Below are 25865 nucleotides of genomic sequence, written 5' to 3'. Positions count from 1 at the left end.
CTTCCGCCCGCGCCGCGTCCTGACGGGCGGGTTCAGCCGCCGGGGCTCGTGCCGGCTCGGCCCGGGCCGGCTCCGGCGTCGGGTCGATCGAGGCACGCAGCGGCTCCATCAGCGCCGGCATGCGCGGGCTCTGAACCGCGACCGGGGCAGGGGCCGCGGCGCTTGCCTGAAGCCGGCCGAGCGGCGGCTGCCATTCTCGGCCGCCGGGCGGGCGACATCGCTGCTGCGGCCCGAGCGGGTGACGATCTCGGTCAGCTCGTTGAGCGCCTTGATCTGGTCGGCGACGACCCGGCGCATGGCCGCGGTCGATTCCTGCGTCTCGCGCGGCAGGTCGAGCACGCCGCGCTTCAGCTCGGAACGCGTCGCCTCCAGCTCCTGCTGGATCTCGGCCGACATGGTGCGCATGTCCTCGGCAGCGCTCTGGAAGCGCTCGGTGACCTTGGCGATCTCGGCACCGACCTCGCTGACCACCTGTTCATAGGAGGAGCGCAGGGCCTGCGTGATCCGCTCGCGCTCGCGGCCGCTGGCGGCGCGGATCGTGTCGAACTGCGCGGCGATCGCGTTGGTCGTGGCCTCGGCGGACTCGCTGAGCACGCCACCGATCTCGCGGGTGCGGCCTTCAGCGGCGCTGAGCGACGCGTCCAGCGTCGACGAGAAGGAGCGGGTGATCTGCTCGATATCGTCGGTGCGGGTGGCGATCAGCCCGTGCAGATGCTCGAGCGCCTCCTTGCGGTCGGCGAGCGCATTGCCGACGCGGGCCTCGACCTGCTCGAGCCGCGCCGCGACCGAGTTCAGCGCCGCGGCATTGGTCTGCGTCGCCTCGGTCATCGAGGAGCCCTGCTCGTCGATCCGGGAGATCAGGGCCGTGGTTTCGCGCAGCGTGCCTTCCGAGAAGCCCTTCAGCGCCTCGATCTGGCTCGCGACCTGCATCGAGGCGCGGCCGGTCTCCTCGACCACGGTCGAGAGCACGTTCTGCAGCTCCTCGACACGGCCGGACAGGCTGCCTTCGATCGCGACCAGGTTCTTGTTCGCCCCGGTGACGATCTGCTGCATCAGCTTGTTCGCCTCGCCGAGGCGGCCGAGCATGCCGCCGAGTTCGCCGCGCAGCTGCTCATTGGTCTGAAGCAGGGCCTCGACCGACTGGCTGGTGCCGGTTTCGAGCGTCTCGCGCAGCTGGCTCGACGCCGTCTCGAGCGCGCCGGTGATGTCGGCGCCACGCTCGCGCAGCCCCTCAATGATCGAGGTGCCGCGGCTGGCGAGGCTCCGCACCACCGCTTCGCCGACATTCGCGACCTCGCCGGCGATCGCCTCGCCCTTCTGGCCGAGCGCTTCGATCATGCCGCCGCCAGTCTGGTCGAACAGCGCACGCAGCTCCGCAGTACGGGAGCCGAGCGCGGTCGCGAGCTCGCCGGACTTCATTTCGAGCGTCTGCGCGATCTGGGCACCGCGCTGGTCGAGCGTGGCGATCACGCCGCCGCCCTTTTCGTCGAAGAGGGCGCGCAGTTCCTCGGTGCTCGCACCGAGCACGGCGGCGATCTCGTCCGACTTGCTCTGCAGGGTGTGGGCGATCATCGCGCCACGCTGGCCGAGGGCGCTGACGGCGCTTCCGCCCTTCTCATCGAACAGGGCCAGCAGCTGCTCGTTGCTGGCGCCGAGCGCGGCGGCGATCTCGTCCGACTTGCTCTGCAGTGTCTGGGCGATCATCGCGCCACGCTGGCCGAGGGCACTGATCACGCCGTTGCCCTTCTCGTCGAACAGGACCCGCAGCTGCTCGCTGCTGGCGCCGAGCGCGGCAGCGATCTCGTCCGACTTGCTCTGCAAGGTGAGGGCGATCTGCGAGCCATGCTGGCCGAGCGCGTTGATCATGCCGCTGCCCTTGTCGTCGAACAGGGCGCGCAGCTCCTCGGCGCGGGCGCCGAGCGTGAGCGAGATGGCCTCGGAGGTGCCCTGGAGCCGCTCGGCGATCTCGGTGCCGCGCGAATCCAGCGTGCCGGAGACGCTGTCGAGCCGGTCGACGACGCGCTCCTCGAAGCGCGCGACGCTCTGGTCGAGCGTGTCGGCGATCTGCAGGGCGCGCCCGCCGAGCGTCGCATTGATGCTGTCGGCCTTGTCGGCGAGCGTGCGCGTCAGCGCCTCGCTCTTCGAGGTCACGACCTCGCCGATCTCGTCGGCCTTGGCCGCCAGCGCGCGGGTGACCTCGCGGCCGCCCTCGGCCATGACGCGCGCGATGTCGACGGTGCGCTCGACCAGCGCCTCGTTGAGCGCCGTGGCGCGCGAGCCGAGATTGCCGTCGATGCGGTCGATGAGCCCGTCGAGCGAGGTCGCGATCTCTGCGCTCTTGGCGCTGGAACGCTCCTCGAAGATGCGGATCTGGTTCTCCATCGCCGCGGCCGCTTCCTGCGTCCGCGTGCTCATGATCTCGGCCGCATGCTGCGAGCGCTCGCCGATGCGTTCCGCCAGGGCCTGGCCTTCCTCGCCGAGCAGCTTCTCGACCTGGCCGAGGCGCAGCGTCACCGAGTCGGTGAAGGAGCGCGCATCGTTGGCGATCTTCGAGGCGAGCGTGCCGCCGCGAGTGACGACGATCTCCTCGAGCGCGCCGAGGCGGGCCCCGATCGAGGCCTCGATCTCGCGGCCCTGGACGTCGAAGAGGCGGGTGAAGGCGTCATGGCGCCCGGCCAGCAACTCGTTGAGCGCCTGCGAGCGCACGTCGACCGAGCGCATCAGCGACTCGGCGTTCGCGGCCAGGGCCTCGTTGACGCGTCCGCCCTGCTGGGTCAGCGCGATCACCACGTCCTTGCCGGTCGCGGCGAGCAGGCTGCTCGCCTGGTCGGCCTGGGTGGTGAAGGTCTCGCGCAGCGCGATCGTCGCGTCGCTGACGCGGTCGGCGACATGGCGGCCATCGACATTGATCGTCTCGGCGAGCTTGCGCGCGGCATCGCCGAGGCGCTCGGCCAGATGCTCGCTCTGCTCGCCGAGCAGGCCATGGACCTCGCGGCCGGTGGCGGTCAGGTCGGCGAGCAGCTTCTCGCGCTGCGAGCCGATCAGCCCGTGGACTTCCTGCCCGGTCGCCGAGAGGCCGGCGATGATGCTCTCGCGCTGGGTGCCGAGCGCGCCGGCGACCTCGTCGCCGGTCTGCGCCAGGCGCGCGATGAAGGCGGCCTGCTGGTCGTCGAACACGGCGCGGGCGCTGTCGCTGGCCGCATTGATGCGGGCGGCGATCGCCTCGCCCTGGTCGCCGAGGCGGTCGTGCAGGGACTGGCCGGCACTTGCGAGCTGGCTGATCAGCGCGCCGCTGCGCTCGGCGAGCAGGCCGTGCACCGAGCGGCCGACATCGGCGACACGGGTGACGAGGGCCTGACTCTGGCCGGTCAGCAGTTCCTGCATGTCCTGGCCGGTGGCGATGACGCGGCCGCTCAGGGCCTCGCTCTCCGTGATCAGGAGGTTGCGGACGCCCGAGCCGGCCTCTGCCAGCTGCAGGATCAGGTTCTCGCGCTGCTCGCCGATCGCGGCCTGCACGTCGGCGCCGACCTCGGAGAGGCGCGCCACAAGGCTCTCGCCGCGCTCGCCGAGCGCGCTCTGGACCTCGCGGCCGACATCCGACAGGCGCGACACCAGTCCGCCGCCGCGCTCGTCGATCGCGGTCTCGACCTCGCGGGTGACGTCGGCGAGGCGGGTGACCAGGCCGTCGCCGCGGGCGCCGATGGCGTTCTCGATGTCACGGGTGACGTCGGCGAGACGGGAGACGAGGCCGTCGCCGCGGGCGCCGATGGAGTTCTCGACCTCGCGAGTGACCTCGGCGAGGCGGGCGACCAGGCCTTCGCCACGGGCGCCGAGGGCATTCTCGACCTCGCGCGAGGCGTCGGCGAGGCGGGCGACCAGCCCGTCGCCGCGGGCACCGATCGTGTCCTCGACCTCGCGGGCGACATTGGCGAGGCTGCTGACCAGCCCACCACCGCGCTGATCGATCGCCGCTTCGACGTCGCGGGTGACTTCGGCGAGGCGTGCCACGAGACCGTCGCCGCGGGCGCCGATCGTGTCCTCGACCTCGCGGGTGACATTGGCGAGGCTGCTGACCAGCCCGCCGCCGCGCTGATCGATCGCGGCCTCGACGTCGCGGGTGACTTCGGCGAGGCGGGCGACGAGACCGTCGCCACGGGCGCCGATCGCCTCCTCGACTTCGCGGGTGACGTTGGCGAGACGCGCGACGAGGCCGTCGCCACGCTCCCCGAGGGCCTCCTGCATGCCCTTGCCGACTTCGGACAGGCGCTCGATCAGCGTGTCGCCCTGGCTGCCGATGGCGCCGCGGACGTCATGGCCGATATCGGAGAGGCGGGTGACGAGGCTGCCGGCCTCTTCCGAGAACAGGCTGTGTACGGTCGCGCCGACTGCCGAAATGCGCGCGGTCAGTTCTTCGCCGCGTTCGCCGATCAGCGTGTTGAGACCCTTTCCGGCTTCGTCGAAGCGCAGGATGATCGAGTCGCTCTGCTCGCGCAGCAGGCCGTCGACGGTCTGCACCGTCTCGGTCAGCCGCTCGACCAGCGTCTCGCCCTGTTTGCCGAGCAGGCTGTGGACGGTGTCGCCGGCCTCCTGGATGCGGGAGGCGACGAGCTCGTTCTGCTTGCTGAGGAGCACATGCACGCCGCGGCCGACCTCGGCCAGACGGGTGGTGACGCTCTCGCCTTCGTCGGAGATGGTGGTGCGCAGCGTCTCGCCGGTCTCGGCGAGGCGTGCGCTGAGGTTGCTGCTCTGCTCGTCGATCAGCCCGACCAGGGTGCGGCCGCTCTGTTCGAAGCGCTCGGCCACGGTGGTGCCGCGCTGGGAGATCTCCTGCGCCAGCGTCTCGCCGGTGGTGCGCAGCGTCTCGTTGACGGTCTCGGCCCGGTTGGCGAGCGTCTCGGCGACCTGCGCGCCGGTTTCGCTGATCGCGCGGGTGACGTCGCGGGCGCCGGCGGTGAGGCCCTCGGTGAGCACCGCGCCGGTGCGCTCGAGAGAGCTCGCGATCTCCTGGACGCGGCTGTCGATCAGCCCGGTGACGCTGTGGCTGGCGCCGGTCAGGCGCTCGCCGACCTCGCTCGAGGTGACCTGCAGGCGCTCGACCAGCTCGTTGCCGCGGCCGCTGATCTCGTCGACCATGCGTTCGCCGGCACGGCCGAGCGCGAGGGTGATCTGGTCGCCCTTGTCGCTCAAGGTCACCGTGACGCGTTCGCCGGCCTGCGCGACCGCCTCGGCGATCGAGCGGCTGGCGGTTTCGAGGTCCTTGCTGATGTTCTCATGGGCGCCGCTGATGGCGAACTTGACCCGCTCGGCGTTGCCGACGACGGATTCGCGCTGGGTCACCAGCTCGTCGATGAGCGAGCGCAGCCGGATTTCGTTGTCGGCATAGGCGCGCTCCAGCGTCGCGATCTCGCCGCGCACGATGGTCTCGAGCTCGCCGGCCCGCGCCACGGCGCGTTCGATGCCGTCGCCCATGGCGGCGACCTCGCGGCGGATGGTCTGGCTGAGCGAGAGCACGGAATCGGTGGCGACGATCTCGGGCTCGGCGAGGCGCAGCGCGACCTCGGTCATCGCGCGCGAGACCAGGCGCATCTCCTGGGTGCGGCGATAGAGCGCCGCCAGGACGAAGAAGAAGACGACGGGCGCACCGGCGCCGAGCGTGAGCAGGGCCCATTGTCCCGGGCCGAAGGCGGCGATGCCGGGCGGCAGGCCCTCGGTGAAGGAGCCGTAGCGGCTGACCAGCGTGAAGCCGACGCCGCCGAGCCAGGCGAGGGCGGCGAGGGCGGCGAACCAGTAGGGCTTGCCGGAGGGGCGGACGGAAAAGGCCTGGACCAGCGAGCTGGAATCGCGGCGATCGTCATTGGCGACGCGGCTGGTGTCGGGGGCGATAGCGGGGCGCGGCGGCGGCGCGGGCTCGGCGGCGGCCTCGGACTTGAGCGGCGCGGCCTCGACCCGCGGCAGTTCGACCTTGAGGTCGCCGCCGGCAGCGGAGGGCAGCTTCAGCTCCGGGCTGTCGGCGGTGTCGTCGCCCTTGGGCTGGTCCAGCCTCAGCGCTTCCTCGATCGCCGACATGGCGGCCTCGGTCGGATCCTGGAGCTTGTTCTGCCGGGTCATGAATGCCGCCTCGCTACGCTACTGGCGATGAGCGTGTCGTCACACGCCGCACGACGAAAACCGGCCGCCTCAAGCCGATATCCCGCAAGCGACACGACGCCCATCGTTTACTGTCTCGAAGCGTAGTTGAGGCAAGCACTGAATGAAACCAGTTTCCCTCGCCGATTCACAAACGTCGTTAACGCCTCATTCACCATGATGGCGCTTCCTAAGGGGTCACGAGACCGCGCCCGGCACGCGGTCTCGGACCTGAAAGTCGAGTACCACAATGAGCAATACAGCCATCGACCTCGAGCATCTCGCCCGCCAGACGGGCGGCGATATCGCGCTGGAGCGCGAACTGCTCGTCCTCTTCTCCCAGCAATGCGCCCGCCACCTGCGCACCATCCACGGCAGCGCCGACGATAATGCAAGGCGCGACGCCGCCCATACCCTGAAGGGGGCAGCCCGTGCGATCGGTGCCTGGCAGGTAGCCGACGCGGCCGATCTGATCGAGCAGCAGCTGGCCGCGCCGGGTTCGCATCCGCAGGAGGCGAGCATGGACGCGCTGACGCTGGCGGCGGCGGAGGCCCGTGCGGCGATTGCGCGCTTCGACTGCGCAGCCTGAAATCGCCGTTTCGCGCGCTTTCGAAATCCTCTAGAGACGATCTGGTCCGGGGCCTCCCGCGGACACCAATCCCTCTCGCGGGCGACTGGCGTGGCACGGCTCCTAGGCCGGGCCCGGAGCCGCCCGGACATGCAAGCCGCGAAGCCGCCAGGACGGCGCGCCGGAGTTCGACATGCCGAAGATCACGTTCATCGATGCCCAGGGGACGAGCCGCACGGTCGAGGGCGAGACCGGCTCGACGGTGATGGAGGTCGCGGTTCGCAACGGCGTGCCCGGCATCGAGGCGGAATGCGGCGGCGCCTGCGCCTGCGCCACCTGCCATGTCTATGTCGACGATGCCTGGCTCGAGGCGACCGGCCAGGCCGAGCCGATGGAGGAGGACATGCTCGACTTCGCCTTCGACGTCCGCCCGGGCTCGCGCCTATCCTGCCAGATCCGCGTCCGCGACGAGCTCGACGGCTTGATCGTCCGTACGCCCGCCCGGCAGGGCTGAGGACGCCTACTCCGCCGCTGCGGGGGCAGGGGCCGACAGCGTCGTCTCGTGGCCGGCGACCGGATGGCGTGGCACGAGCAGCGAAAGCCCGAGCGAGGCGGTCGCGACGCCGGCGCCGATATAGAACACCAGTGCCGGATCGCGCAGCCAGATCAGCCCGAAGGTGATCGGCAGGAACACGGCCGCGATGTGGTTGATGGTGAAGGCGACCGCCGAGGTTGGGGCGATGTCGGCGGGGTCTGCGATCTTCTGGAAATAGGTCCGCTGGGCGAGGACGAGCGTGAAGCAGACGCCGTCGATGACGAAGAAGGCGCCTGCGAACAGGGCACCCCAGTTGCCGAAGGCGCCGTGGCTCGCCAGCGCGTAGCCGATGAAGACCACGATCAGCGAGATGTTTTCGAGCTGGATGGTGGCGCGTTCGCCGATCCGCCCGACCAAGGCGCCCAGCAGCGGGCCGGCGAACATGTTGATTCCGTAGGTCGCCAGCAGCAGCGTCGCCGTCGCCGCGACGTCGTAGCCGAAGCGCTCGACCAGCAGGAAGCCGCCGAAGGCCATGAAGATCTGGCGTCGCGCGCCCGACGCGAAGGTCAGCGCGTAATAGAGCCAGTAGCGCTTGCGCAGCACGAAGCCCTTGTTCTGCGGTACCGCGCCCTGGAAACGCGGAAACAGCCCGATCGCGACGACGGTCAGCGCGATGGTGACGACACCGGCGCCGAGGAAGACGGTGGCATAGCTCGGCTGCAGGGTCCGCCAGATCAACGCGATCGAGCCGAACGCCAGCAATTGCGCGACCGCCGAGGCGCCGGCGATCCGGCCGAGCAGGCGCGGCGCCTCCGATTTCGGCAGCAGCTGCAATTGCAGGGATTGCTGGGCCGTCTCGTAATAGTGGAAGCCGATCGACATGATCGTCGTCGTCAGCAGCAGCCCGCCGAGGCTCGGATAGAAGCCGGTGAGCGCGACGCCAAGGCCCAGCGTCAGCAGGCTGAGATAGGCCAGCACCTGCTCGCGCATGATCCAGAACAGGATGATCGCGGTGAAGGCCAGGAAACCGGGAATTTCGCGCACCGATTGCAGGATGCCGATATCCTGCCCGGTGAATCCCGCCGCCTCCTTGGCGAAATTGTTCAGCAGCGCGCTCCAGCTCGCGTAGCCGAACCAGTTGACGAAGGCGAGCACCATCAGGAAGCTGGTCGGAGAGGCGATGAGCCCGGTCAGCCGGCGAGGGGGGGAGGCTTCGGACATCGACACATCCGGACAGGAGAAAGCCGCGTCGGGGCGACCGAGCCCGCGATGGGGCGGCCTCCGCCGGACTGTTAAACCCATGCGGTTCCGCGTCAAATTCCGCGGCATCATGACGACCATGCGTGCGCCCGGTTGATCGAGCGCAACGACCGGGAACGCGCCCGGCGCCAGAATTCAGTCCAGTCGAGCACAGCGAGGAGAATGCGATGTACAAATCGATTCTGGTTCCGGTCGATCTCGCCGAAGCGGATTTGGCGGCCCCCGCAATCGCGGCGGCGGAATCCTTCGCGACAGCCTCGGACGGTACGGTGCGGTTGGTCTATGTCCGCTCGCTGGTGCCGATCACCTATATGGAGTTCGTCCCGGCCGATTTCGACGCTGGTCAGCAGAACGAGGCCGAGCAGCAGCTCGCCGAGATCGCGGCCAAGGTGAAGCTGCCGAGCGACCGCGTTTCAGCCAAGGTGCTGGTCGGCTCGGTCCATGGCGAAGTGCTGGCGGAGGCCGATGCCAGCGGCGCCGATCTGATCGTGATCGGCTCGCACGAGCCCGGCATGCTCGCCTATGTCATCGGCTCGAACGCCTCGACGATCGTCAGGCGAGCCAAGTGCTCTGTGCTGGTGGTGCGGTAGGACTGTCGCCTGGAGCCGGCCGGCTCAGTCCGGTCGGCTCTGCCCTCCGGGCACGAGCTCGTCCGGCACCTCGCCGCATGACAATTCGCATGGGCGATTGAGCCTCACCATCGGCCAGACCTGCCAGAACGAGGCTGCGCCGAGGATGATGCCAAGCCAGCCGGCTGTGGTCGCGCCCTGCTGGAAGGCGCGCAGGGTGAACCAGGTCAGCATCACCAGCGAAAGCCCGCCGACCACCGTCAATGCCAGCCAGAGCGGGAAAGGCTTGCCGCCGACGAAGCGAGCCTTCGGGTTCGCCCGCGCGATCGCGGCCGACAGCGCCGTGACGAAGGCGTGGTAGCGCGCATCGTCGCGGTCGATATCGGTCAGCGAGCGCCAGGACAGATTGCCGAAGGTGATGCGCTTGCCGTCGGTGAGCTGCAACTGCGTGCGATAGCTCTTCGCGGTGACATTGCTCGGTGCATAGAGAAAGCGCACCTGCTCGACTGCCGAGAGCCTGACCCGGTCGACCTTGCGCGTGCTGTCGATCTCGAGCGTGTCGCCATCGAGCCGATAGGCGATCTCGAAGCCGATCGGCTTGGGGCGCTGGCGCCAGGAGGGTTTTGGGGCGTCGTCTTCGGCTTGCATGGCGCGAAGCTCTAGCCGCCATTGGCTGTGGGGGTAAAGCAGAGCTTTTCGAATTGCGCTGCGGCTCTGTCCGATTCGCTCCGGCTACCTAGTCAGCGCCTTCATCGCGCCATCGAGCCCGTCGAGCGTCAGCGGGAACATCCGTCCGCCCATCAGCCCGCCGATCTGGCGGATCGACTGGGTGTAGCTCCACAGATGCTGCTGCACCGGATTGAGCCAGACCGATTTCTGGAAGCGTTCGGTCAAGCGCCGCATCCAGACCTCGCCGGGCTCTTCGTTCCAGTGCTCGACCGAGCCGCCCGGCATCGCGATCTCGTAGGGGCTCATCGAGGCGTCGCCGACGAAGACCAGCCGATAATCGGGCGGATAGGTGCGCAGGATGTCGAAGGTCGAGATCACCTGATCGTGCCGGCGCCGGTTCTCACGCCACACCCGCTCATAGGGGCAGTTGTGGAAGTAGAAATGCTCGAAATGCTTGAACTCGGCCCTTGCCGCCGAAAACAGCTCCTCGGCGAGCTCGATATGCCAGTCCATCGAGCCACCGACATCGAGGAAGAGCAGCACCTTCACGGCATTGTGCCGCTCGGGCCGGAGCTTGACGTCGAGATAGCCGTGCTTGGCTGTCTCCGAGATCGTCTCGTCGAGATCGAGCTCCTCGGCGGCACCGGTGCGGGCGAATTTGCGCAGGCGGCGCAGCGCGATCCTTAAGTTGCGGACACCGAGCTCGCGGGTGTCGTCGAAATCCTTGAACTCGCGCTTGTCCCAGACCTTCACCGCCCGGAAGTTACGGTTCTTGTCCTGGCCGATGCGGACGCCTTCGGGATTGTAGCCATAGGCGCCATAGGGGGAGGTGCCGGCGGTGCCGATCCACTTGGAGCCGCCCTGATGGCGGCCCTTCTGCTCGGCGAGGCGCTGCTTCAGCGTTTCGAGCAGCTTGTCCCAGCCGAGAGCCTCGAGCTGGGCCTTCTCCTCCTCGGTCAGGAATTTCTCGGCGAGCTTGCGCAGCCATTCCTCGGGAATGCCGGCCTGCTCGAAGGCCTCGCCCAGCGTCTCCATGCCCTTGAACACCTGGGCGAAGACCCGGTCGAACCGGTCGAGATGGCGCTCGTCCTTGACCAGGCAGGTGCGGGCGAGATGGTAAAACTCGTCGACGCGGTGCTCGGCGAGGTCGGCCTCGACCCCCTCGAGCAAGGCAAGGTACTCCCGCAGCGTGACGGGCACCTTGGCGGCGCGCAGATCGGTGAAGAGGCGTAGGAACATCGCGCTACTGTGGGCAGCGCGGCGGCGCGGTCAAGGCCGAGCCGATTGTGATCGTGGCATTCCAGTGCGCCTCAGGCGGCTCATGGCGAAAGGACGCGTCGCGCCTTTCGCCATGAGCCAGCCATCGGCTAGCACATGGTCTCAGGCGACGGCGTCGGCCAGATCCTTGGTGACCTTGAACTTCACGACGGTCTTGGCGGGAACCTTGATCGTCGCGCCGGTCGACGGGTTGCGGGCCTCGCGGGCCTCGCGCTTGGCCGCTGCCAGCTTGCCGATGCCGCCGAGGGTGACGTCGCCACCGGACTTCAGGGTCTTGGCGACGACGCCGGCCAGCGAGCCCAGGATGGCCGAGACGTCGGCCTTGGTCTTGCCGGTCTCGTCGGCGATGGCGGCGATCAGTTCGTTCTTGGTCATACAACCCTCCTGGAAGAGCAATGATGAGAGTAGCCTCGCTCCGGCGCCGCTTTTGAAGGCCGGAGCGTCGCGGCGAATCGGTGCGCTGTCGCGCGCGAACCCACCGTGTTGCATGGCTGCCATCCAAAAACGACAGCATTGGGCCTAGATACGCACAGAATACGGCATCGTTCCGCGGAAAAATGCGCTTTTCCGGTCCTGCCCGAGCGGGAGGGACGAGGAGGAAGGACGATTGACAAGCTTCGCGCTGATATTTCAAGCTTGAAATAATAATGGGGAACGAGCGCGCATGAAGGTCATCATCGTTGGCGGCGGCATTGGCGGCCTCAGCTTGGCGCTCATGCTGCACGCACGTGGCATCGCGGCGACGGTCTACGAGCAGTCCACCGAGATCCGGGAGGTCGGCGTCGGCATCAATACGCTGCCGCACGCCATTCGCGAGCTCGCCGAGCTCGCTCTGCTGCCGGCGCTCGACGCCGTGGCGATCCGCACCCGTGAGCTGGTCTACATGAATCGCTTTGGCCAGGCGGTCTGGCGCGAGCTGCGCGGCCTGCATGCCGGCGCCCCGGTCCCGCAGTTCTCGATCCATCGCGGCCGGCTCCAGGGCGTGATCAGGGACGCGGTAGTCGAGCGGCTCGGGCCCGATGCGCTCCACTGCGGCCGTCGCCTGCAGGGCTTCTCGCAGGACGAGGGCGGCGTCACCGCGCATTTCACCGATTCCCGCCGCGGCGAGGGCGGGGAGACGGCACGGGCGGATCTGATGATCGCGGCCGACGGTATCCATTCGACCGTGCGGGCCCATTACTTTCCGGATCAGGGCTCGCCACGCTGGAACGGCGTGCAGATGTGGCGCGGCGCCTGCGATTGGCCCGCCTTCCTCGACGGCGAGAGCATGATCATCGCCGGCGGCATGGCCGGCAAGCTCGTGCTCTATCCGATAGCGGAGGGTAGCAAGCCGGGAACGCGACTGACGAACTGGGTGGTCAACATCCGCACCGGCGACCCGGCCAAGCCGCCGCCGAAGGAGGCCTGGTCGAAGCCCGGCCGGCTCGAGGACGTCTTGCCCTTCGCCCGCCGCTTCACGATACCGGGCGTCGACATCCTCGCTCTGATCCAGGCGACGCCGGGTTTCTGGGATTATCCGATGTGCGACCGCGATCCGCTGCCGCGCTGGACCCATGGCCGCGTAACCCTGCTCGGTGATGCCGCCCATCCGATGTATCCGGTCGGCTCGAACGGTGCCTCGCAGGCGATCCTCGACGCGCGCTGCCTTGCCGACCAACTGGTCCGGGCCGAGCACCCGCGCCAGGCGCTCGCCGCCTATGAGGCGCAGCGCCTGCCGGCGACCGCCGAGATCGTCGCGATGAACCGGGCAGGTGGTCCGGAGCGCGTCATCGATGCCGTCGAGGAGCTGGCGCCGAACGGCTTCGACGATGTCGAGCGAGTGCTGTCCTACGCCAAGCGCGAGATGATCGTGAAGACCTATGCCGGCAAGGCCGGCTTCGCCAAGGAGCAGCTCGCGCGGCGGTCCTGATCTACGGCGTCGCAGCCTTCACGAGCGGGGCGATCCGGTCGATCCGGTTCGTCCAGATCCCCGGGAGCGGCCGGCCGAGCCGGGCGAGATCCTCGGGACGGTCGATGCCGGTCGAGACTTCGCCACCGACCAGCGGGCCGGCGACGATGACCTCGCTGCCGACCGCGCGCATGCGTGCCGTGAAGCGCTCCGGCCAGCCCCAGAGCCATTTCGTGTAGTTCGAGGGGATGAGCAGCAGTTGCTTCGCGCACTCGTCCGGCGTGATGCCGGCCCAGCCCATGGCGAGATAGCGCATGAGGCAGCGCTTCTCGGCCTGCGCCGACATGGTGACGAGCGAGGGCAGGGCTTCGCGCAAGGCGGCGACCGGCGGCTCGCCGCCATAGACCATCAGCCGGGCGAGCCGTTCCGGGGGAAGCTGCGAAAGCCGCTGCGCGAGGCTGCGCCCTTCTTGCGCGTCGCGGCTCTTGACGTTGATCAGCAGACGCTGGTTCGGCAACCGGTCGAGCACCTCGTCGAGCGACGGCATCAGCCCGACGCCCTGACCACGAAAGGGAAAGCTCTTGCCGCCATCGGCGGTGTAGCCGTGGCCGATGTCGAGCGCTTTCAGCTCGGCCATCGTCTTGTCGCGCGTCGTGCCTGCGCCATTGGTGCGGCACTCCAGCGTCCAGTCGTGAAACACCGCGAACTGGCCGTCCCGAGTCGGGTGGACATCGATCTCGACGATGTCGGCACCCGCGGCGAAGGCCGCCTCCATCGAGGCGATGGTGTTCTCGATGTAGCGATGCTCAGGCGGATCGATCCGCGTCGCGGTGCAGGTCGCGGCGTCGATGCCTTCCGCCGAATAGGTCTGGGCGAGGCCGCGATGGGCGAGCAGTACCGGCCGCTCGGTCAGTTTCGGCGCCAGCAAGGAGCTGTTCTGGAAGGCGGCGAGGCCGGCAATCAGACCGAGTGCCAGAAGCACGTATAGCGCGAATCGTTTCATTGCTTCCTCCTTCGCGCGATGTCGGGGAGGAAGCAGGCGGAATTTCGGCTGGATTCAGCCGGCTTCGGTCAGCTGGGCGATCCGCGCCTTCAGCACGGCATTTTCCTGCTCGAGCAGCTTCAGCCGGCGCAGAAGATCGAGCGGGACAGGCTCGCCGTCTTGCCTGGCGGGCCTGGTGAATTCGACGCCCTGGTGCGCGCCGTCTCGCCAGCGCGCCCGTGCCATCCGGCTCTCGCGCTTCAGCGGGAAATAGAGCTCGAACATTTCGGGCGTGGCGACCGCGTCGGAGAGAACGAGCAGGGCACCATGGTCGGAGAGGTTTCTAACGGTGCAATCCAGCGTCGACTGGCGCTGGTTGAAGATGATCTGGGCACCGATCAAGGTGCGGTTGCGGACGTGCTGGCGGCGTTCGGTGGTAGGAACAGGCATCGGCCGGGCCTTCCTGTGGGAGGCCCGCACCATGCACCAAATCCGGCTTTCGGCGTGGTTTACCTATGGTTAACCCTAACGCCGGCCATGCGAGTTCGCGCTTCCGGCTCAGCCGGCATCCGGGGGAGGCGGCAGGAAGTCGATCTCGTAGCGCGCCGCGAGCGCCACCACTTCCGCCGGGTTCTGTTCCTTCATCGAGTGGATCGCCCAGAAGAGATCGTAGAGGCGGCCGGTCGGCGCGACCCAGAACAGGCACTTCACCGGCGTGTCGCTCTTGTTGAACAGCCCGTGCGGGACATTGCGCGGCAGCCGGATCAGGTCGCCCGGCAGCGCATGCGATTCCTGGCCGTCGAGCACGAGATCGAGCCGGCCCTCCAGCATGTAGATGAACTCGTCCTGGGTCGGGTGGATGTGCGGCGGCACGAAGGTGCCGGGCGGGAAGATGGCGTGCCAGGAGAAGCTGTCCTCGCTCAGGGTCTTGGGCACATAGGTCTGGCCCAGAATGTTCCAGGTGATCGCGTCGATGCCCTCATTGGCGCGGGTCACGCCGGCGGTCAGCGGTTTCATCATAGGTCTCCTTCTCCAGTGAATGCGTCGGAAGTGCGTCGCGGTTCTCTGCTCGCGACCGCGCCGGAAAGTGACGGATCGCCTGAGATCGCGTTTTTTCCGGCAGCGCTCGTCGCGAGAGCGAGATCGCTCTCGTCCTTGAGGCCGATTCCGGTCAGCGAACGGCGAAAAGCCTCGGCGATCAGCCAGAAGAGTTTGAAGGCCGCATACTCATAGGCGAGGCCCCCCGGGCGGATGTTCGAAATGCAGTTGCGGTTGGCGTCGGTCAGGCCCGGTTGTGGCGCGAAGGTCAGATAGGCGCCGAGCGAATCCGGCGAGGACAGGCCGGGACGTTCGCCGATCAGCATCGCCACCGCACGCGCGCCGAGCGCCGCGCCAATCTCGTCGCCAAGAGCAACCCGCGCCTCGCGCCCGACGACGAGCGGGGCGAGCCGCAAGCCTTGCCGCGCCAGCAACGGCAACAGCGCCGCGACGAACGGGACGACATTCTGGTGAATCGCGGTCGAGGAGAGACCATCCGCCACGACGATCGCCAGGTCGAAGTCGCCGCGCTTTGCAGTCAGCGCCTCGCGGCTTCCGGGCGAGAGCCTTCGCCCGAGATCGGGCCGACGCAGATACTCCTCGCGTGAGCCCGCCGCGCTGTCGACCTGGATCACTTCCGGGCCGAGCAAAGCAAGCCGGCGGGCCACGTCGTCGGCGTGAAACGGCGCGTGCACTGCGTCGCGGGCCTGGGCATGGGCCATGCCGAAGCGGAGCACTTCCCGTGTCGGCAGGGAGGCGCCGAAACGGCCGAGCGCGACACGCGCCGGGGTGAGCGTCGCCAGATCGGCCAGTTGCCGTATGCCCGGCTTCAACTCCTCGCTCATGCTGCCCTGCCCGGCACCGCTGCCAGAAGGGCCTGCACGCCCTGTCCCGCGCTCAGGCGACCGGCTGCATCGGTGATGTTCATCCGCTGCAGCCAGCTTTCGAATTCGGGCGCGCGCTTCAGGCCGAGAACCTCGCGGATATAGAGCTGGTCGTGGAAGGAGGTGGACTGGTAGTTCAGCATCACATCGTCGGCGCCGGGCACGCCCATGATGAAATTGATGCCGGCCGTGCCCAGCAGGGTCAGCAGCGTGTCCATGTCGTCCTGATCGGCCTCGGCATGATTGGTGTAGCAGATGTCGCAGCCCATCGGCACGCCGAGCAGCTTGCCGCAGAAATGGTCTTCCAGCCCCGCCCGGATGATCTGCTTGCCGTCATAGAGATATTCCGGCCCGATGAAGCCGACGACGGTGTTGACCAATAGCGGCTCGTAAGCCCGGCAGACGGCGTAGGCGCGCGCTTCCAGCGTCTGCTGGTCGACGCCGTGATGGGCGTTCGCCGAAAGGGCCGCGCCCTGGCCGGTTTCGAAATACATGACGTTGTCGCCGACCGTGCCACGCTTCTGCGAGCGGCCCGCCGCCATCCCTTCCTGCAGAAGAGAGAGATCGATGCCGAAGGAGGCGTTGGCGGCCTGCGTACCCGCAACGGACTGGAAGACGAGGTCGATCGGTGCCCCTTGCCCGATCAAGGCGATCGAACTGGTGACGTGCGTCAGAACGCAGCCCTGTGTCGGTATCTCGAAGCGGGCGATCAGTTCGTCGAGCAGGCGCAGCAGCTCTCCGATGCGGCCCAGGCTGTCGGAGGCCGGGTTGATGCCGATGACTGCATCGCCGCAGCCATAGCTCAGCCCGTCTATGGTCGAGGCGAGGATGCCGGCGGCATCGTCGGTCGGGTGGTTGGGCTGGAGGCGAACTGCGAGCCGTCCCGGCAGGCCGAGCGTGTTGCGGAAACGCGTGACGACCCGGCATTTGCGCGCGACCAGGATCAGGTCCTGGTTGCGCATCAGCTTCGACACCGCCGCCGCCATCTCCGGCGTGATGCCCGGGGCAAGCCGCGCCAGCACCTCCGTCGTCGCGATATCGGAGCAAAGCCAGTCGCGGAACTCGCCGACCGTGAGCGCGGCGACCGGTGCGAAGGCGGCCGCGTCATGCGTGTCGAGGATGAGGCGCGTGACCTCGTCCTCCTCGTAGGGGATCAGCGCTTCATGCAGGAAGGTCCGCAGCGGCAGATCCGCGAGCGCGATCCGCGCCGCCATCATCTCCTGCATGTTGCCGGCGGCGAGCCCCGCCAGCTGGTCACCCGAGCGCAGCGGCGTCGCCTTCCCCATCAACTCGCGGAGGTCGGCGAAGACATGGCTCGTTCCGCCGACTGCGACGCGATACCCCATTTGCCTGTCTCCCTCCCCAGCTCACGCCAGAGCATGGCCCGGTCATCGAGTTAGAGGCGGATCCGTCTCTACAGATTCAGGAAGCGGTCCTTGACCGCGCCGTCGCTGCGCAACTCCTCGCTCGTGCCGCGCCAGACGACGCGGCCCTTTTCCAGCACGATATGCCGATCGGCGATCTTCGCCAGCGCATCGACATTCTTGTCGATCACCAGGATCGACTCGCCCTCGGCCTTCAGCGCCGCGAGGCAGGTCCAGATCTCCTGGCGGATGATCGGTGCAAGCCCTTCGGTCGCCTCGTCGAGGATGACGAGCTTGGGATTGGTCATCAGCGCCCGGCCTATCGCCAGCATCTGCTGTTCGCCGCCGGAGAGCTGGTTGCCGCGGTTGGCGCGGCGTTCCCTGAGCCGGGGCAGGAAGGCGTAGATCCGCTCCAGCGTCCAGCGCGGTTGGCCGAAGCGGCTGGCTGCCGTCGCGATCAGATTCTCCTCGACTGAGAGCGTCGGGAAGATCTGGCGGCCTTCGGGCACGAGGCCGATCCCGGCCTGCGCAAGGCGGAAGGGTGCGCTCCCGGTGAGGTCGCCCCCGCCGAAGCTGACCCGCCCCGCCTTCGGGCGAAGCAGTCCCATGATCGAGCGGATCGTCGTGGTCTTGCCCATGCCGTTGCGGCCAAGCAGGGTCACGACCTCGCCCGCGCCGACAGAAAGATCGACGCCGAACAGGATCTGCGCCTCGCCATAGCCGGCATCGAGGTTCTCGACCGTCAGCACGGCTCAGCCCTCCTCGCCGAGATAGGCTTCGCGCACCCCGGCATCGGCCCTGACCGAGACCGGATCGCCTGAGGCGATGACCCGCCCATAGACCAGCACGCTGACCTTGTCTGCGAGCGCGAAGACCGCCGCCATGTCGTGCTCGACGAGCAGCATGGCGTAGCGGCCCTTCAGGCTGGACAAAAGCTCGATCAGCCGCTCGCCTTCCTCGCGGCCTACGCCGGCCAAGGGTTCGTCGAGCAGGATCGCCGCCGGCTCCAGGGCGAGCGCCATGGCGAGCTCGAGCGCCCGCTTCTCGCCATGCGAGAGCCGGCCGGCGGGCACGTCTGCCCGGTCGGCGAGGCCCACGGCTTCGAGCGCGGCCAGGGCAGGGCGGTTCAGCGCCGCGTCGCTCGCCGCATTGCGGAACAATGAGAGCGGGTGCGCCGCCTTGGCCTGGACGCCGAGCGCGACGTTCTCCAGCACCGAAAGCGAGGCAATGGTCGAGGTGATCTGGAAGGTGCGGGCGAGCCCGCGGCGCGCCCGCTTCTCCGGCGTCAGCGCCGTGATGTCCTCGCCGCGAAAGCGGATCGCGCCGCTGTCAGGCTTGAGCATGCCGGAGATCTGGTGGACGAGCGTGGTCTTGCCGGCGCCGTTGGGGCCGATCAGCGCGTGCAGTTCGCCGGGTGCGAGGCTCAGGCTGACATCGTCGGTCACCTTGAGGGCACCGAAGGATTTGCGCACGGAATCGAGGGCGAGGACCGGTTCAGTCATGCGTCGCGGCCACCGCCGGCCCGGCGCAGCATGCCGACGATGCCGCCACGGGTGAACAGCACGAAGAGAACGATCAGCGGCCCGAAGATCACCCGCCAGTGCTCGGTCAGATGCGAGAGCGCGTCTTCGGCGATGAGATAGGCGATGGCGCCGATGATCGCGCCATGCAGCGAACCGACGCCGCCAAGGACGGTCATGAAGATCAACTCGCCCGAGCGCTGCCAGGACATGAAGGCCGGGCTGACGAAATCGGTGTGGTTGGCGAGGAAGAAGCCGGCGAGCCCGGCGAGCATCCCGCTGATCACATAGGCGACGAGGCGGATGCGAGTGACGTCGAAGCCGGTGACTGAGACCCGCACCGGATTCTCGCGCGACGCCCGCAGGATGCGCCCGAACCGCGAGGCGACGAGGATGCGGACCAGCACATAGCAGCCGGCCAGCGCCGCGAGCACGCAGTAGAAGAAGCCCGTGCGGGTCGAGAACAGGTCGAGGCCGGCAATGGTGCTCTTCTCGTAGAGCGTCAGCCCGTCATCGCCGCCATAGGCGGAGAGCGCCTGCGCCAGGAAATAGACCATCTGTCCGAAGGCGAGGGTGATCATGATGAAGGTGACGCCGCGGGTGCGCAGGCAGATCGCGCCGGTGACCGCTGCGAACAGGGCGCAGATGCCGAGCAGCACCGGCAGGATCACCAGCGCCTCGGCATGGCCCTCGGTGATCATGATGCCGGTGACATAGGCGCCGATGCCGAGAAAGGCGGCGTGGCCGAACGAGACGAGGCCGCCGACGCCGAGGATCAGGTCGAGCGAGAGCGCCGCGATCGCGAAGATCATCGCCCGCGTCAGCAAGGCGAGCCAGCCGGCCGGCATGCCGAGGCTGACGGCGAGCGGCGCCAGCGCCAGCAGGCAAAAGAGCAGGACCGGGAGCAGCAGCCGGCCGCGCTTCCGCGGAGCCGGGGCGGCGATCGTCTCGGCCAGCGCCGGAGCCGCGCTCATGTGCGGCCCCGCGATGGCAGGAGCCCCTCAGGTCGCAGGAACAGCACCACCGCCATCAGGAGGTAGATCAGCATCGAGGAGAGGGCGGCGCCGGTAGCCCGGGCCGAGGGCGCGCTCATGAACAGGCGCAGCAGATCGTTCATGAAGGAGCGGCCGAGCGTATCGACGAGGCCGACGATCAGTGCCGCGACGAAGGCGCCGCGGATCGAGCCGATGCCGCCGATGACGATGACGACGAAGGCGAGGATCAGCACGGTGTCGCCCATGCCGGGCTCGACGGAGAGGATCGGTGCCGCCATCGCCCCGGCGAAGCCCGCCAGCATGGTGCCGAAGGCGAAGACGATCATGAACAGCTTGCGGATATCGACGCCGAGCGCCGAGACCATCGGCGCGTTCGAGGCGCCGGCGCGCAGCAGCATGCCGGTGCGGGTCCGGTCGACGACGAACCAGAGCAGAAGGCCGACGCCAAGCCCGGCGCCGATCAGGGCGAAGCGGTAGGTCGGATAGAGGATGCCGTCGATCAGCGCGACATTACCGGAGAGGAATTCGGGCACCGGCACGGAGAGCGGCGCTGCGCCCCAGATGATCTTGACGCCCTGGTTGAGCAGCAGGATCAGCCCAAAGGTCGCCAGCACCTGGTCGAGATGGTCGCGTTCGTAGAGATGCCGGAAGACCAGGAATTCGAGCGCGAGCCCGACGACCAACGCTGCCGCGAGCGCCAGCACCAGCCCGAGCACGAAGGAGCCGGTCAGCGAGACGAAGGTCACGGCGAGATAGGCGCCGAGCATGTACTGCACGCCATGCGCCAGGTTGATGAAGTCCATCACGCCGAAGACCAGCGTCAGCCCGGCCGCGACCAGGAACAGCAGGATGCCGAACTGCAGCCCGTTCAGGATCTGGACAAGGAGGAGGCCGGTGGTCATGCGCTTGCGCAACTCGGCTTTAGAACAACAGACGGCGTCATCCCGGCCGCAGCGAAGCGGAGGGCCGGGATCCATGCCTGAACACAAATCGGTCTGGCATGGATCCCGGGTCGGGCTGAAGCCCGCCCGGGATGACCATTCAAGTCGCGGTGAAGGGCGAAAGCGTCACTTCAGCGCGCAATCCTTCGCGTGCGGATCGGCATAGTCCGAGAACACCTTCTGGGCGATCTCGGTCTGGAACTTGCCGTCAGGCCGCTTGGCGACCTTGACCAGGTAGAAGTCCTGGATCGGGTAGCCATTGGTGTTGAACTTGAAATTACCGCGCAGAGAGGTGAAGTCGGCCTTCTTGAGCGCGGCGCGCAGCTTGTCCTTGTCGCCGGTGCCGCCGGCCGCCTTCACGGCGGAGTCGATCAGCTGCGCGGCGTCGAAAGCCTGCTGGGCGTAGGAGCCGGGCACGATCTTGTAGGCCGCCTCATAGGCCGTGACGAACTTCTTCGTCTGCGGATTGTCCATGTTCGGCGCCCAGGTCATGCCGCCGAACATGCCGACGGCGGCGTCCTGCTGCGCCGGCAGGGTCGACTCGTCGACCGTGAAGGCCGAGAGGAACGGCACCTTGCCAGTGAGGCCGGCCTGCGACCACTGCTTGACGAAGTTGACGCCGAGGCCGCCGGGCAGAAAGGCGAAGACCACGTCCGGCTTGGCCGAGGCGATCTTGGCAAGCTCGGCCGAGAAATCGAGCGAGGTCAGCGGGACGTAGACTTCGTCGATGACCTCGCCCTTGAAGTAGCGCTTGAAGCCGGCCAGCGAGTCCTTACCCGCCTGATAGTTCGGCGCGATGATGTAGGCCTTCTTGTAGCTCTGGTCCTGGGCGTATTTGCCGAGCACCTCGTGGACCTGGTCGTTCTGGTACGAGGTCACGAAGAAGTTCTGGTGGCAGGCCTTGCCGGCCATGGTGGACGGGCCGGCGTTCGGGCTGATCAGGATGGCGCCGGAATCCAGCACCGGCTTGGCGATCGCGCCGAGGATGTTCGAGAACACCGGGCCGACGACGAAGTCGACCTTGCCGCCCTCGACGAAGCTGCGGACCTTGCTGACCGCGACATCGGGCTTCAACTCGTCGTCGATGATGGTGATCTGCACCGGCACGCCGCCGAGCTTGCCGCCGTTCTGGTCGACCGCGAGCTGGAAGCCGTCGCGAACCTGCTGGCCGAGAGCCGCCGCAGGCCCGGTCAGCACGCTGACCACGCCGATCTTCAAGGGTTCCTGCGCCTGGGCGGTCGAAAGCCCGAGCGCGAGCATGCCGGCGCTGAGCGACAATGCGAACTTGAGATTCATGTCTGATGTCCTCCCGGGACGTGCCAGATACGGCCACCGGCGGGGTTCCCCATCCCCGTCCAGGCGGCGTCGGCAGTCATATTGTTTCAAGCTTAAAATATCTGCAAGGGGGGTCCGGCGGGTAATTTTCGTTCGTGGCGGGACAGCGTCATTCTCGGGCGGAGCGGAGCGCAGACCCGGGAATCTCGCAATGAGCAGGCGCTGTGCGGCGCCTGCTCCGGCAGAAGATGCTCGGGTCAAGCCCGAGCATGACGCCTCCATGAGCGGGCAGAACGCCTTAGGCCTGCACGCCGTCGACGTACCAGTCCATCTTCGACAGCATCTCGTCGCTGGCGGTCTCGCCGGCCTTCAGGCGCAGCGTGCCCTTCTGGTCCTTGAGCTCGCCGGTGAAGGGGTGGAGCGTGCCGGCGATGATGCCCTTCTGGACCTCGTCGGCCGCGGCCCGGGCCGCCGGCGTCATCGCCGCGTTGTAGGGCGCCATCTTGACCATGCCTTCCTTGAGGCCGTGCCAGACGTCGCCGGTCTTCCAGGTTCCGTCCATGACCTCCTTGACGCGCTTGATGTAGTAGCCCGACCAGTCGTCGACGATCGCGGTCAGGTGCGCCTTCGGCGCGAAGGCGCTCATGTCGGAAGCCTGGCCGAAGGCGAAGACGCCGCGCTGTTCGGCTGCCTGCAGCGGAGCGGCGGAATCGGTGTGCTGGGTGATCATGTCGGCGCCCTGGTCGATCAGCGCCTTGGCGGCGTCCGCTTCCTTGGCCGGGTCGTACCAGGTCGAGGCCCAGATCACCTTGGTCTTGAAGTTCGGGTTCACCTTCATGGCGGCGAGGTGGAAGGCGTTGATGCCCATCACCACTTCCGGGATCGGGAAGGAGGCGACATAGCCGGCCTGGCCCGACTTCGACATGTGCCCGGCAATGGTGCCGAGGACCGCGCGGCCCTCGTAGAAGCGGGCATTGTAGGTCGCGACGTTCTCGGCGCGCATATAGCCGGTGGCGTGCTCGAACTTGATCTTCGGGAACTGCTTGGCGACCTGGATGGTCGGATTCATGAAGCCGAACGAGGTGGCGAAGATGATCTGGTTGCCGGCCTGGGCGAGCTGGCGGATGGCGCGCGCCGCGTCTGGCCCCTCCGCCACGTTCTCGATGAAGCTGGTCTTGATCTTGGCGCCGTACTCCTTTTCGAGCGCCAGTCGGCCCTGGTCATGGGTCCAGGTGTAGCCGTGGTCGCCGATCGGGCCGACATAGACGAAGCCGACGCCGAGCGGCGCCTGCGCCTGGGCTCCCCCGATGAGCGGCAGCGCCGACGTCGCGGCAGCGCCGGCCAGAAGCGTCCTGCGGGTGATGATGGTCGACATTGTCTGCTCCCCGTTGTCGGATGCGGCGTCGCTCATGACGCCGGAAAAGGCTTGCCAAGGCAGGCAGGTGCGTTCCGCCCGCCGGTTCTTTGTCCTAGCGACATCATCGTCAGAACCACAATGGTCGCAAGGTAGGGGGTCATCGCCAGAACCTCCGGCGCGACCCAGCTGATGCCGGCGGCCTTGGCCTGCAGCTCGAAGGTCGCGACGGCGCCGAAGAGATAGGCGCCGAGCAGAAGCCGCCCCGGCTTCCAGGCGGCGAAGACGACGAGGGCGAGCGCGATCCAGCCGCGGCCGGCGGTCAGCCGGTCGGCCCACATCGGCGTCAGCGCCAGCGAGAAGTAGGCGCCGCCGAGCCCTGCCATCGCGCCGCCGAAGCCGGTCGCGGCGGTGCGGATGGCGAGCACGCGATAGCCGATGGCATGGGCGGACTCGGCGTTCTCGCCGACGGCGCGCAGGATCAGTCCGGCCCGCGTGCGCCGCAGGAACAGGCTGACGGCGAGAACCAGCAGCAGCGAGAGATAGACCAGCGCATCATGGCCGAAGACCAGGCGCAGCCAGGGATGGTTGGCGTAGTCGGCGGGGAAGAGCGGTCCGAGCCGCTGGATGGTGCGGCCGACGAAGCCGGCGCCGAACAGCGAGGAGACTCCGATGCCGAAGATCGTCAGCGCCAGCCCGGTCGCGACCTGATTGGAGCCGAGCCCGAGCGTCAGGAGCGCGAAGATCATCGCGGCGAGGAAGCCGGCGATCGCCGCGGCGACGAGGCCGAGCGTGACGCTGCCGCTGCTGTAGGCGACCGCGAAGCCGGTGACCGCCCCGCACAGCATCATGCCCTCGACGCCGAGATTGAGCACGCCGGCCTTCTCGGTGACGAGCTCGCCGAGGCCCGCCAGCAGGATCGGCGTCGCCGCCGCCGCGAGGGTCATGAAAATCGAGACGAGGATGACCGCGGTCATGGCGCGACCTTCGCGTGGCCGCGCCGGAAGGCGAGCCGCCAGCGCACCAGCACGTCGGTGGCGAGCAGGAAGAACAGCAGCATCGCCTGGAACATGCCGGTCGCCGCCTGCGGCAGCCTGACCGTGCTCTGCGCGATCTCGCCGCCGACATAGGTCACCGCCAGCACGAGGCCGCCGAAGACGATGCCGATGGGCGAAAGCCGCCCGAGAAAGGCGACGATGATCGCGGTGAAGCCGTAGCCGACCGGGAATTGCGGGGTGAGCTGGCCGAAGGGACCCGCGGCCTCGAACAGTCCGGCCAGGCCCGCAAGCCCGCCGCTGGCGAGCAGGGCGGCCCAGGTGACGCGGCCGGCGTCGAAACCACCATGCCGCGCGGCCGCCGGAGCGCGCCCGACCACCCGGATGGCGAAACCGGAGACCGTCTTGCCCATCACGAACCAGGCGGCGAGCGCCAGCAGCAGCGCGACGGGAATGCCGAGATGGACCAGCGAGCCCTCCGCCATGGCAGGCAGGACCTGGTCGGCGCTGAACATCTTGGTCTGCGGGAAATTGAAGCCGTCGGGGTCCTTCCACGGCCCGCGCACGAGATAGTAGAGGAACTGCACCGCGACATAGGTCAGCATCAGGCTGGTCAGGATTTCGCTGACCTGCAGGCGGACCTTGAGGAAGGCGGGGATCGCGGCCCAGGCGGCGCCGCCGATGATGCCGGCCAGCGCCATGGCGGGCAGGATCCACCAGCCGGTCATGTCATGCGTGAGCAAGGCGACGCCGGTGCCGGCGATGGCGCCCATCACGTATTGGCCTTCGGCGCCGATATTCCAGACATTGGCCCGGAAGCCGATGGCGAGGCCGAGCGCGATCATCACCAGCGGCGCGGCCTTGACCCCGAGATCGGCCCAGCGCTGCGGCTCGATCAGCGGCGTGACGAAGATCGCCTGCACCGCGTGAAAGCCGTCATAGCCGATCGCGGTGAAGACGAGCATTCCGGTCAGCATGGTCAGGGCGATAGCGATCAGCGGGCTCAGATAGAGCATCGCCCGGCTCGGTTCGCTCCTGCGGCGCCATTCAAGCATGGGCATGGTCCGCCGCTGCCGCCTCGCCATGGACGCCGCCCATCAGCAGCCCGATTTCCTCCAGCCTCAGCCCGGCGACCGGCCGTGCGTCCGAGAGCCGGCCCTCATTGATCACGCAGAGCCGGTCGGCGAGCTCGAGCAGCTCGTCGAGGTCCTGCGAGATCACCACGATCGCCGAGCCCTTGGCGGCAAGGTCGACCAGCGCTTGCCGGATCGCGGCGGCGGCGCCGGCATCGACGCCCCAGGTCGGCTGCTCGACGATGAGGACCTCGGGCTTCTGGCCGATTTCGCGGCCCATAATGAACTTCTGCAGATTGCCGCCGGAGAGCGCGCCGGCGAAGGCTGCGGGGCCGGTGGTGCGCACGTCGAAGCGCTGGATCACCTCGCGCGTATAGGCATCGACCGGACCTTGCCGGATCAGGCCCGAAGGTGCCAGCGGCAGGCGGTGGCGGGCGGTCAGCACGACATTGTCGGCGAGCGAGAAGTCCGGCACGGCGGCATGGCCATTGCGCTCCTCGGGCACGCAGGCGAGCCCGGCGGCGCGGCGCCGGCCGGGGTCGGCATGGCCG

At 68.1% G+C, this 25865-nt stretch carries 23 protein-coding genes; 4 read left to right on the top strand and 19 right to left on the bottom strand.

Annotated elements, in window-relative coordinates:
- Positions 1-108: 108 nt before the first annotated feature.
- Entirely contained in the window at positions 109-6108 is a 6000-nt protein-coding gene (locus tag RKE40_RS26895; protein WP_316021240.1) for an apolipoprotein A-IV repeat region-like domain-containing protein, read from the bottom strand.
- Between the two features lie 268 nt (positions 6109-6376).
- On the opposite strand from RKE40_RS26895, the gene RKE40_RS26890 reads away from it, so the two are divergent.
- Entirely contained in the window at positions 6377-6715 is a 339-nt protein-coding gene (locus RKE40_RS26890; protein ID WP_066468585.1) for an Hpt domain-containing protein, read from the top strand.
- A 172-nt stretch (positions 6716-6887) separates the two neighbouring features.
- Positions 6888-7208 (top strand): 2Fe-2S iron-sulfur cluster-binding protein, encoded by a 321-nt coding sequence (locus tag RKE40_RS26885; RefSeq protein ID WP_316021239.1) that lies wholly within the window; start codon positions 6888-6890, stop codon positions 7206-7208.
- A gap of 6 nt (positions 7209-7214) precedes the next feature.
- Here RKE40_RS26885 and RKE40_RS26880 read toward each other — a convergent pair whose 3' ends face one another.
- On the bottom strand, positions 7215-8450 hold the full coding sequence (locus RKE40_RS26880; protein ID WP_316021238.1) for an MFS transporter: 1236 nt from the start codon (positions 8448-8450) through the stop codon (positions 7215-7217).
- Between the two features lie 206 nt (positions 8451-8656).
- Here RKE40_RS26880 and RKE40_RS26875 point away from each other — a divergent pair, with 206 nt between their 5' ends.
- Positions 8657-9079, top strand: coding sequence for a universal stress protein (locus tag RKE40_RS26875; protein ID WP_316021237.1), 423 nt, complete (start codon positions 8657-8659; stop codon positions 9077-9079).
- 24 nt (positions 9080-9103) lie between these two features.
- Here the strand turns inward: RKE40_RS26875 and RKE40_RS26870 are convergent, their stop codons facing one another.
- The 3 genes from RKE40_RS26870 to RKE40_RS26860 form a co-directional block, all read right to left on the bottom strand.
- The gene (locus RKE40_RS26870; protein WP_316021236.1) at positions 9104-9706 is read right to left on the bottom strand and encodes a hypothetical protein; all 603 of its coding nucleotides are present in this window, start codon (positions 9704-9706) and stop codon (positions 9104-9106) included.
- 84 nt (positions 9707-9790) lie between these two features.
- Complete coding sequence (locus tag RKE40_RS26865; protein WP_316021235.1) at positions 9791-10966, bottom strand: vWA domain-containing protein; 1176 nt, start codon at positions 10964-10966, stop codon at positions 9791-9793.
- 141 nt (positions 10967-11107) lie between these two features.
- Positions 11108-11494 (bottom strand): HU family DNA-binding protein, encoded by a 387-nt coding sequence (locus RKE40_RS26860; RefSeq protein ID WP_184231591.1) that lies wholly within the window; start codon positions 11492-11494, stop codon positions 11108-11110.
- A gap of 175 nt (positions 11495-11669) precedes the next feature.
- Here RKE40_RS26860 and RKE40_RS26855 point away from each other — a divergent pair, with 175 nt between their 5' ends.
- The gene (locus RKE40_RS26855; protein ID WP_316021234.1) at positions 11670-12914 is read left to right on the top strand and encodes a flavin-dependent oxidoreductase; all 1245 of its coding nucleotides are present in this window, start codon (positions 11670-11672) and stop codon (positions 12912-12914) included.
- Between the two features lies 1 nt (position 12915).
- Here RKE40_RS26855 and RKE40_RS26850 read toward each other — a convergent pair whose 3' ends face one another.
- The 14 genes from RKE40_RS26850 to RKE40_RS26785 all read right to left on the bottom strand — a co-directional run.
- Positions 12916-13896, bottom strand: a complete 981-nt coding sequence (locus RKE40_RS26850; protein ID WP_316021233.1) for a glycerophosphodiester phosphodiesterase family protein — start codon at positions 13894-13896, stop codon at positions 12916-12918.
- A gap of 54 nt (positions 13897-13950) precedes the next feature.
- Entirely contained in the window at positions 13951-14325 is a 375-nt protein-coding gene (locus RKE40_RS26845; RefSeq protein ID WP_316021232.1) for a PilZ domain-containing protein, read from the bottom strand.
- Between the two features lie 108 nt (positions 14326-14433).
- A complete protein-coding gene (locus tag RKE40_RS26840; protein WP_316021231.1) occupies positions 14434-14892 on the bottom strand; it encodes a cupin domain-containing protein in 459 nt (152 codons plus the stop codon).
- Positions 14892-15758, bottom strand: a complete 867-nt coding sequence (gene eutC, locus RKE40_RS26835) for an ethanolamine ammonia-lyase subunit EutC (RefSeq protein ID WP_316021230.1) — start codon at positions 15756-15758, stop codon at positions 14892-14894. The genes RKE40_RS26840 and eutC overlap by 1 nt, the downstream gene beginning before the upstream one ends.
- Positions 15755-17143 (bottom strand): ethanolamine ammonia-lyase subunit EutB, encoded by a 1389-nt coding sequence (locus RKE40_RS26830; protein ID WP_316021229.1) that lies wholly within the window; start codon positions 17141-17143, stop codon positions 15755-15757. The genes eutC and RKE40_RS26830 overlap by 4 nt, the downstream gene beginning before the upstream one ends.
- Positions 17144-17211: 68 nt before the next feature.
- On the bottom strand, positions 17212-17910 hold the full coding sequence (locus tag RKE40_RS26825) for an ABC transporter ATP-binding protein (protein ID WP_316021228.1): 699 nt from the start codon (positions 17908-17910) through the stop codon (positions 17212-17214).
- 3 nt (positions 17911-17913) lie between these two features.
- A complete protein-coding gene (locus RKE40_RS26820) occupies positions 17914-18663 on the bottom strand; it encodes an ABC transporter ATP-binding protein (protein ID WP_316021227.1) in 750 nt (249 codons plus the stop codon).
- Positions 18660-19655: a branched-chain amino acid ABC transporter permease gene (locus RKE40_RS26815; RefSeq protein WP_316021226.1), complete on the bottom strand. Its 996-nt coding sequence runs from the start codon at positions 19653-19655 to the stop codon at positions 18660-18662. The genes RKE40_RS26820 and RKE40_RS26815 overlap by 4 nt, the downstream gene beginning before the upstream one ends.
- Positions 19652-20578 carry a branched-chain amino acid ABC transporter permease gene (locus RKE40_RS26810; protein ID WP_316021225.1) on the bottom strand — a complete coding sequence of 309 codons (927 nt, stop codon included), beginning with the start codon at positions 20576-20578 and terminating at the stop codon, positions 19652-19654. Before RKE40_RS26810 ends, RKE40_RS26815 begins: the two co-directional genes overlap by 4 nt.
- A gap of 165 nt (positions 20579-20743) precedes the next feature.
- A complete protein-coding gene (locus tag RKE40_RS26805) occupies positions 20744-21913 on the bottom strand; it encodes an ABC transporter substrate-binding protein (protein ID WP_316021224.1) in 1170 nt (389 codons plus the stop codon).
- A 277-nt stretch (positions 21914-22190) separates the two neighbouring features.
- On the bottom strand, positions 22191-23267 hold the full coding sequence (locus RKE40_RS26800; protein WP_316021223.1) for a BMP family ABC transporter substrate-binding protein: 1077 nt from the start codon (positions 23265-23267) through the stop codon (positions 22191-22193).
- Positions 23268-23299: 32 nt separating this feature from the next.
- Positions 23300-24223, bottom strand: a complete 924-nt coding sequence (locus RKE40_RS26795) for an ABC transporter permease (protein WP_316021222.1) — start codon at positions 24221-24223, stop codon at positions 23300-23302.
- A complete protein-coding gene (locus RKE40_RS26790; protein WP_316021221.1) occupies positions 24220-25257 on the bottom strand; it encodes an ABC transporter permease in 1038 nt (345 codons plus the stop codon). The genes RKE40_RS26795 and RKE40_RS26790 overlap by 4 nt, the downstream gene beginning before the upstream one ends.
- A gap of 31 nt (positions 25258-25288) precedes the next feature.
- The coding region (locus RKE40_RS26785) for an ATP-binding cassette domain-containing protein (RefSeq protein ID WP_465248391.1) at positions 25289-25865 on the bottom strand (577 nt) is incomplete at its 5' end.

It is taken from the genome of Allobosea rubneri (assembly GCF_032464875.1).
GTDB lineage: Bacteria > Pseudomonadota > Alphaproteobacteria > Rhizobiales > Beijerinckiaceae > Allobosea > Allobosea rubneri.
The sequence above is the reverse complement of the archived record's forward strand: the minus strand, read 5'-3'. Positions and strand labels throughout refer to the sequence as shown.

Coding starts and splice junctions, on each gene's coding strand:
- RKE40_RS26895 (WP_316021240.1), bottom strand. CDS start 6,108: ATGACCCGGCAGAACAAGCTCCAGGATCCGACCGAGGCCGCCATGTCG.
- RKE40_RS26890 (WP_066468585.1), top strand. CDS start 6,377: ATGAGCAATACAGCCATCGACCTCGAGCATCTCGCCCGCCAGACGGGC.
- RKE40_RS26885 (WP_316021239.1), top strand. CDS start 6,888: ATGCCGAAGATCACGTTCATCGATGCCCAGGGGACGAGCCGCACGGTC.
- RKE40_RS26880 (WP_316021238.1), bottom strand. CDS start 8,450: ATGTCCGAAGCCTCCCCCCCTCGCCGGCTGACCGGGCTCATCGCCTCT.
- RKE40_RS26875 (WP_316021237.1), top strand. CDS start 8,657: ATGTACAAATCGATTCTGGTTCCGGTCGATCTCGCCGAAGCGGATTTG.
- RKE40_RS26870 (WP_316021236.1), bottom strand. CDS start 9,706: ATGCAAGCCGAAGACGACGCCCCAAAACCCTCCTGGCGCCAGCGCCCC.
- RKE40_RS26865 (WP_316021235.1), bottom strand. CDS start 10,966: ATGTTCCTACGCCTCTTCACCGATCTGCGCGCCGCCAAGGTGCCCGTC.
- RKE40_RS26860 (WP_184231591.1), bottom strand. CDS start 11,494: ATGCAACACGGTGGGTTCGCGCGCGACAGCGCACCGATTCGCCGCGAC.
- RKE40_RS26855 (WP_316021234.1), top strand. CDS start 11,670: ATGAAGGTCATCATCGTTGGCGGCGGCATTGGCGGCCTCAGCTTGGCG.
- RKE40_RS26850 (WP_316021233.1), bottom strand. CDS start 13,896: ATGAAACGATTCGCGCTATACGTGCTTCTGGCACTCGGTCTGATTGCC.
- RKE40_RS26845 (WP_316021232.1), bottom strand. CDS start 14,325: ATGCCTGTTCCTACCACCGAACGCCGCCAGCACGTCCGCAACCGCACC.
- RKE40_RS26840 (WP_316021231.1), bottom strand. CDS start 14,892: ATGAAACCGCTGACCGCCGGCGTGACCCGCGCCAATGAGGGCATCGAC.
- eutC (WP_316021230.1), bottom strand. CDS start 15,758: ATGAGCGAGGAGTTGAAGCCGGGCATACGGCAACTGGCCGATCTGGCG.
- RKE40_RS26830 (WP_316021229.1), bottom strand. CDS start 17,143: ATGGGGTATCGCGTCGCAGTCGGCGGAACGAGCCATGTCTTCGCCGAC.
- RKE40_RS26820 (WP_316021227.1), bottom strand. CDS start 18,663: ATGACTGAACCGGTCCTCGCCCTCGATTCCGTGCGCAAATCCTTCGGT.
- RKE40_RS26815 (WP_316021226.1), bottom strand. CDS start 19,655: ATGAGCGCGGCTCCGGCGCTGGCCGAGACGATCGCCGCCCCGGCTCCG.
- RKE40_RS26810 (WP_316021225.1), bottom strand. CDS start 20,578: ATGACCACCGGCCTCCTCCTTGTCCAGATCCTGAACGGGCTGCAGTTC.
- RKE40_RS26805 (WP_316021224.1), bottom strand. CDS start 21,913: ATGAATCTCAAGTTCGCATTGTCGCTCAGCGCCGGCATGCTCGCGCTC.
- RKE40_RS26800 (WP_316021223.1), bottom strand. CDS start 23,267: ATGTCGACCATCATCACCCGCAGGACGCTTCTGGCCGGCGCTGCCGCG.
- RKE40_RS26795 (WP_316021222.1), bottom strand. CDS start 24,223: ATGACCGCGGTCATCCTCGTCTCGATTTTCATGACCCTCGCGGCGGCG.
- RKE40_RS26790 (WP_316021221.1), bottom strand. CDS start 25,257: ATGCTCTATCTGAGCCCGCTGATCGCTATCGCCCTGACCATGCTGACC.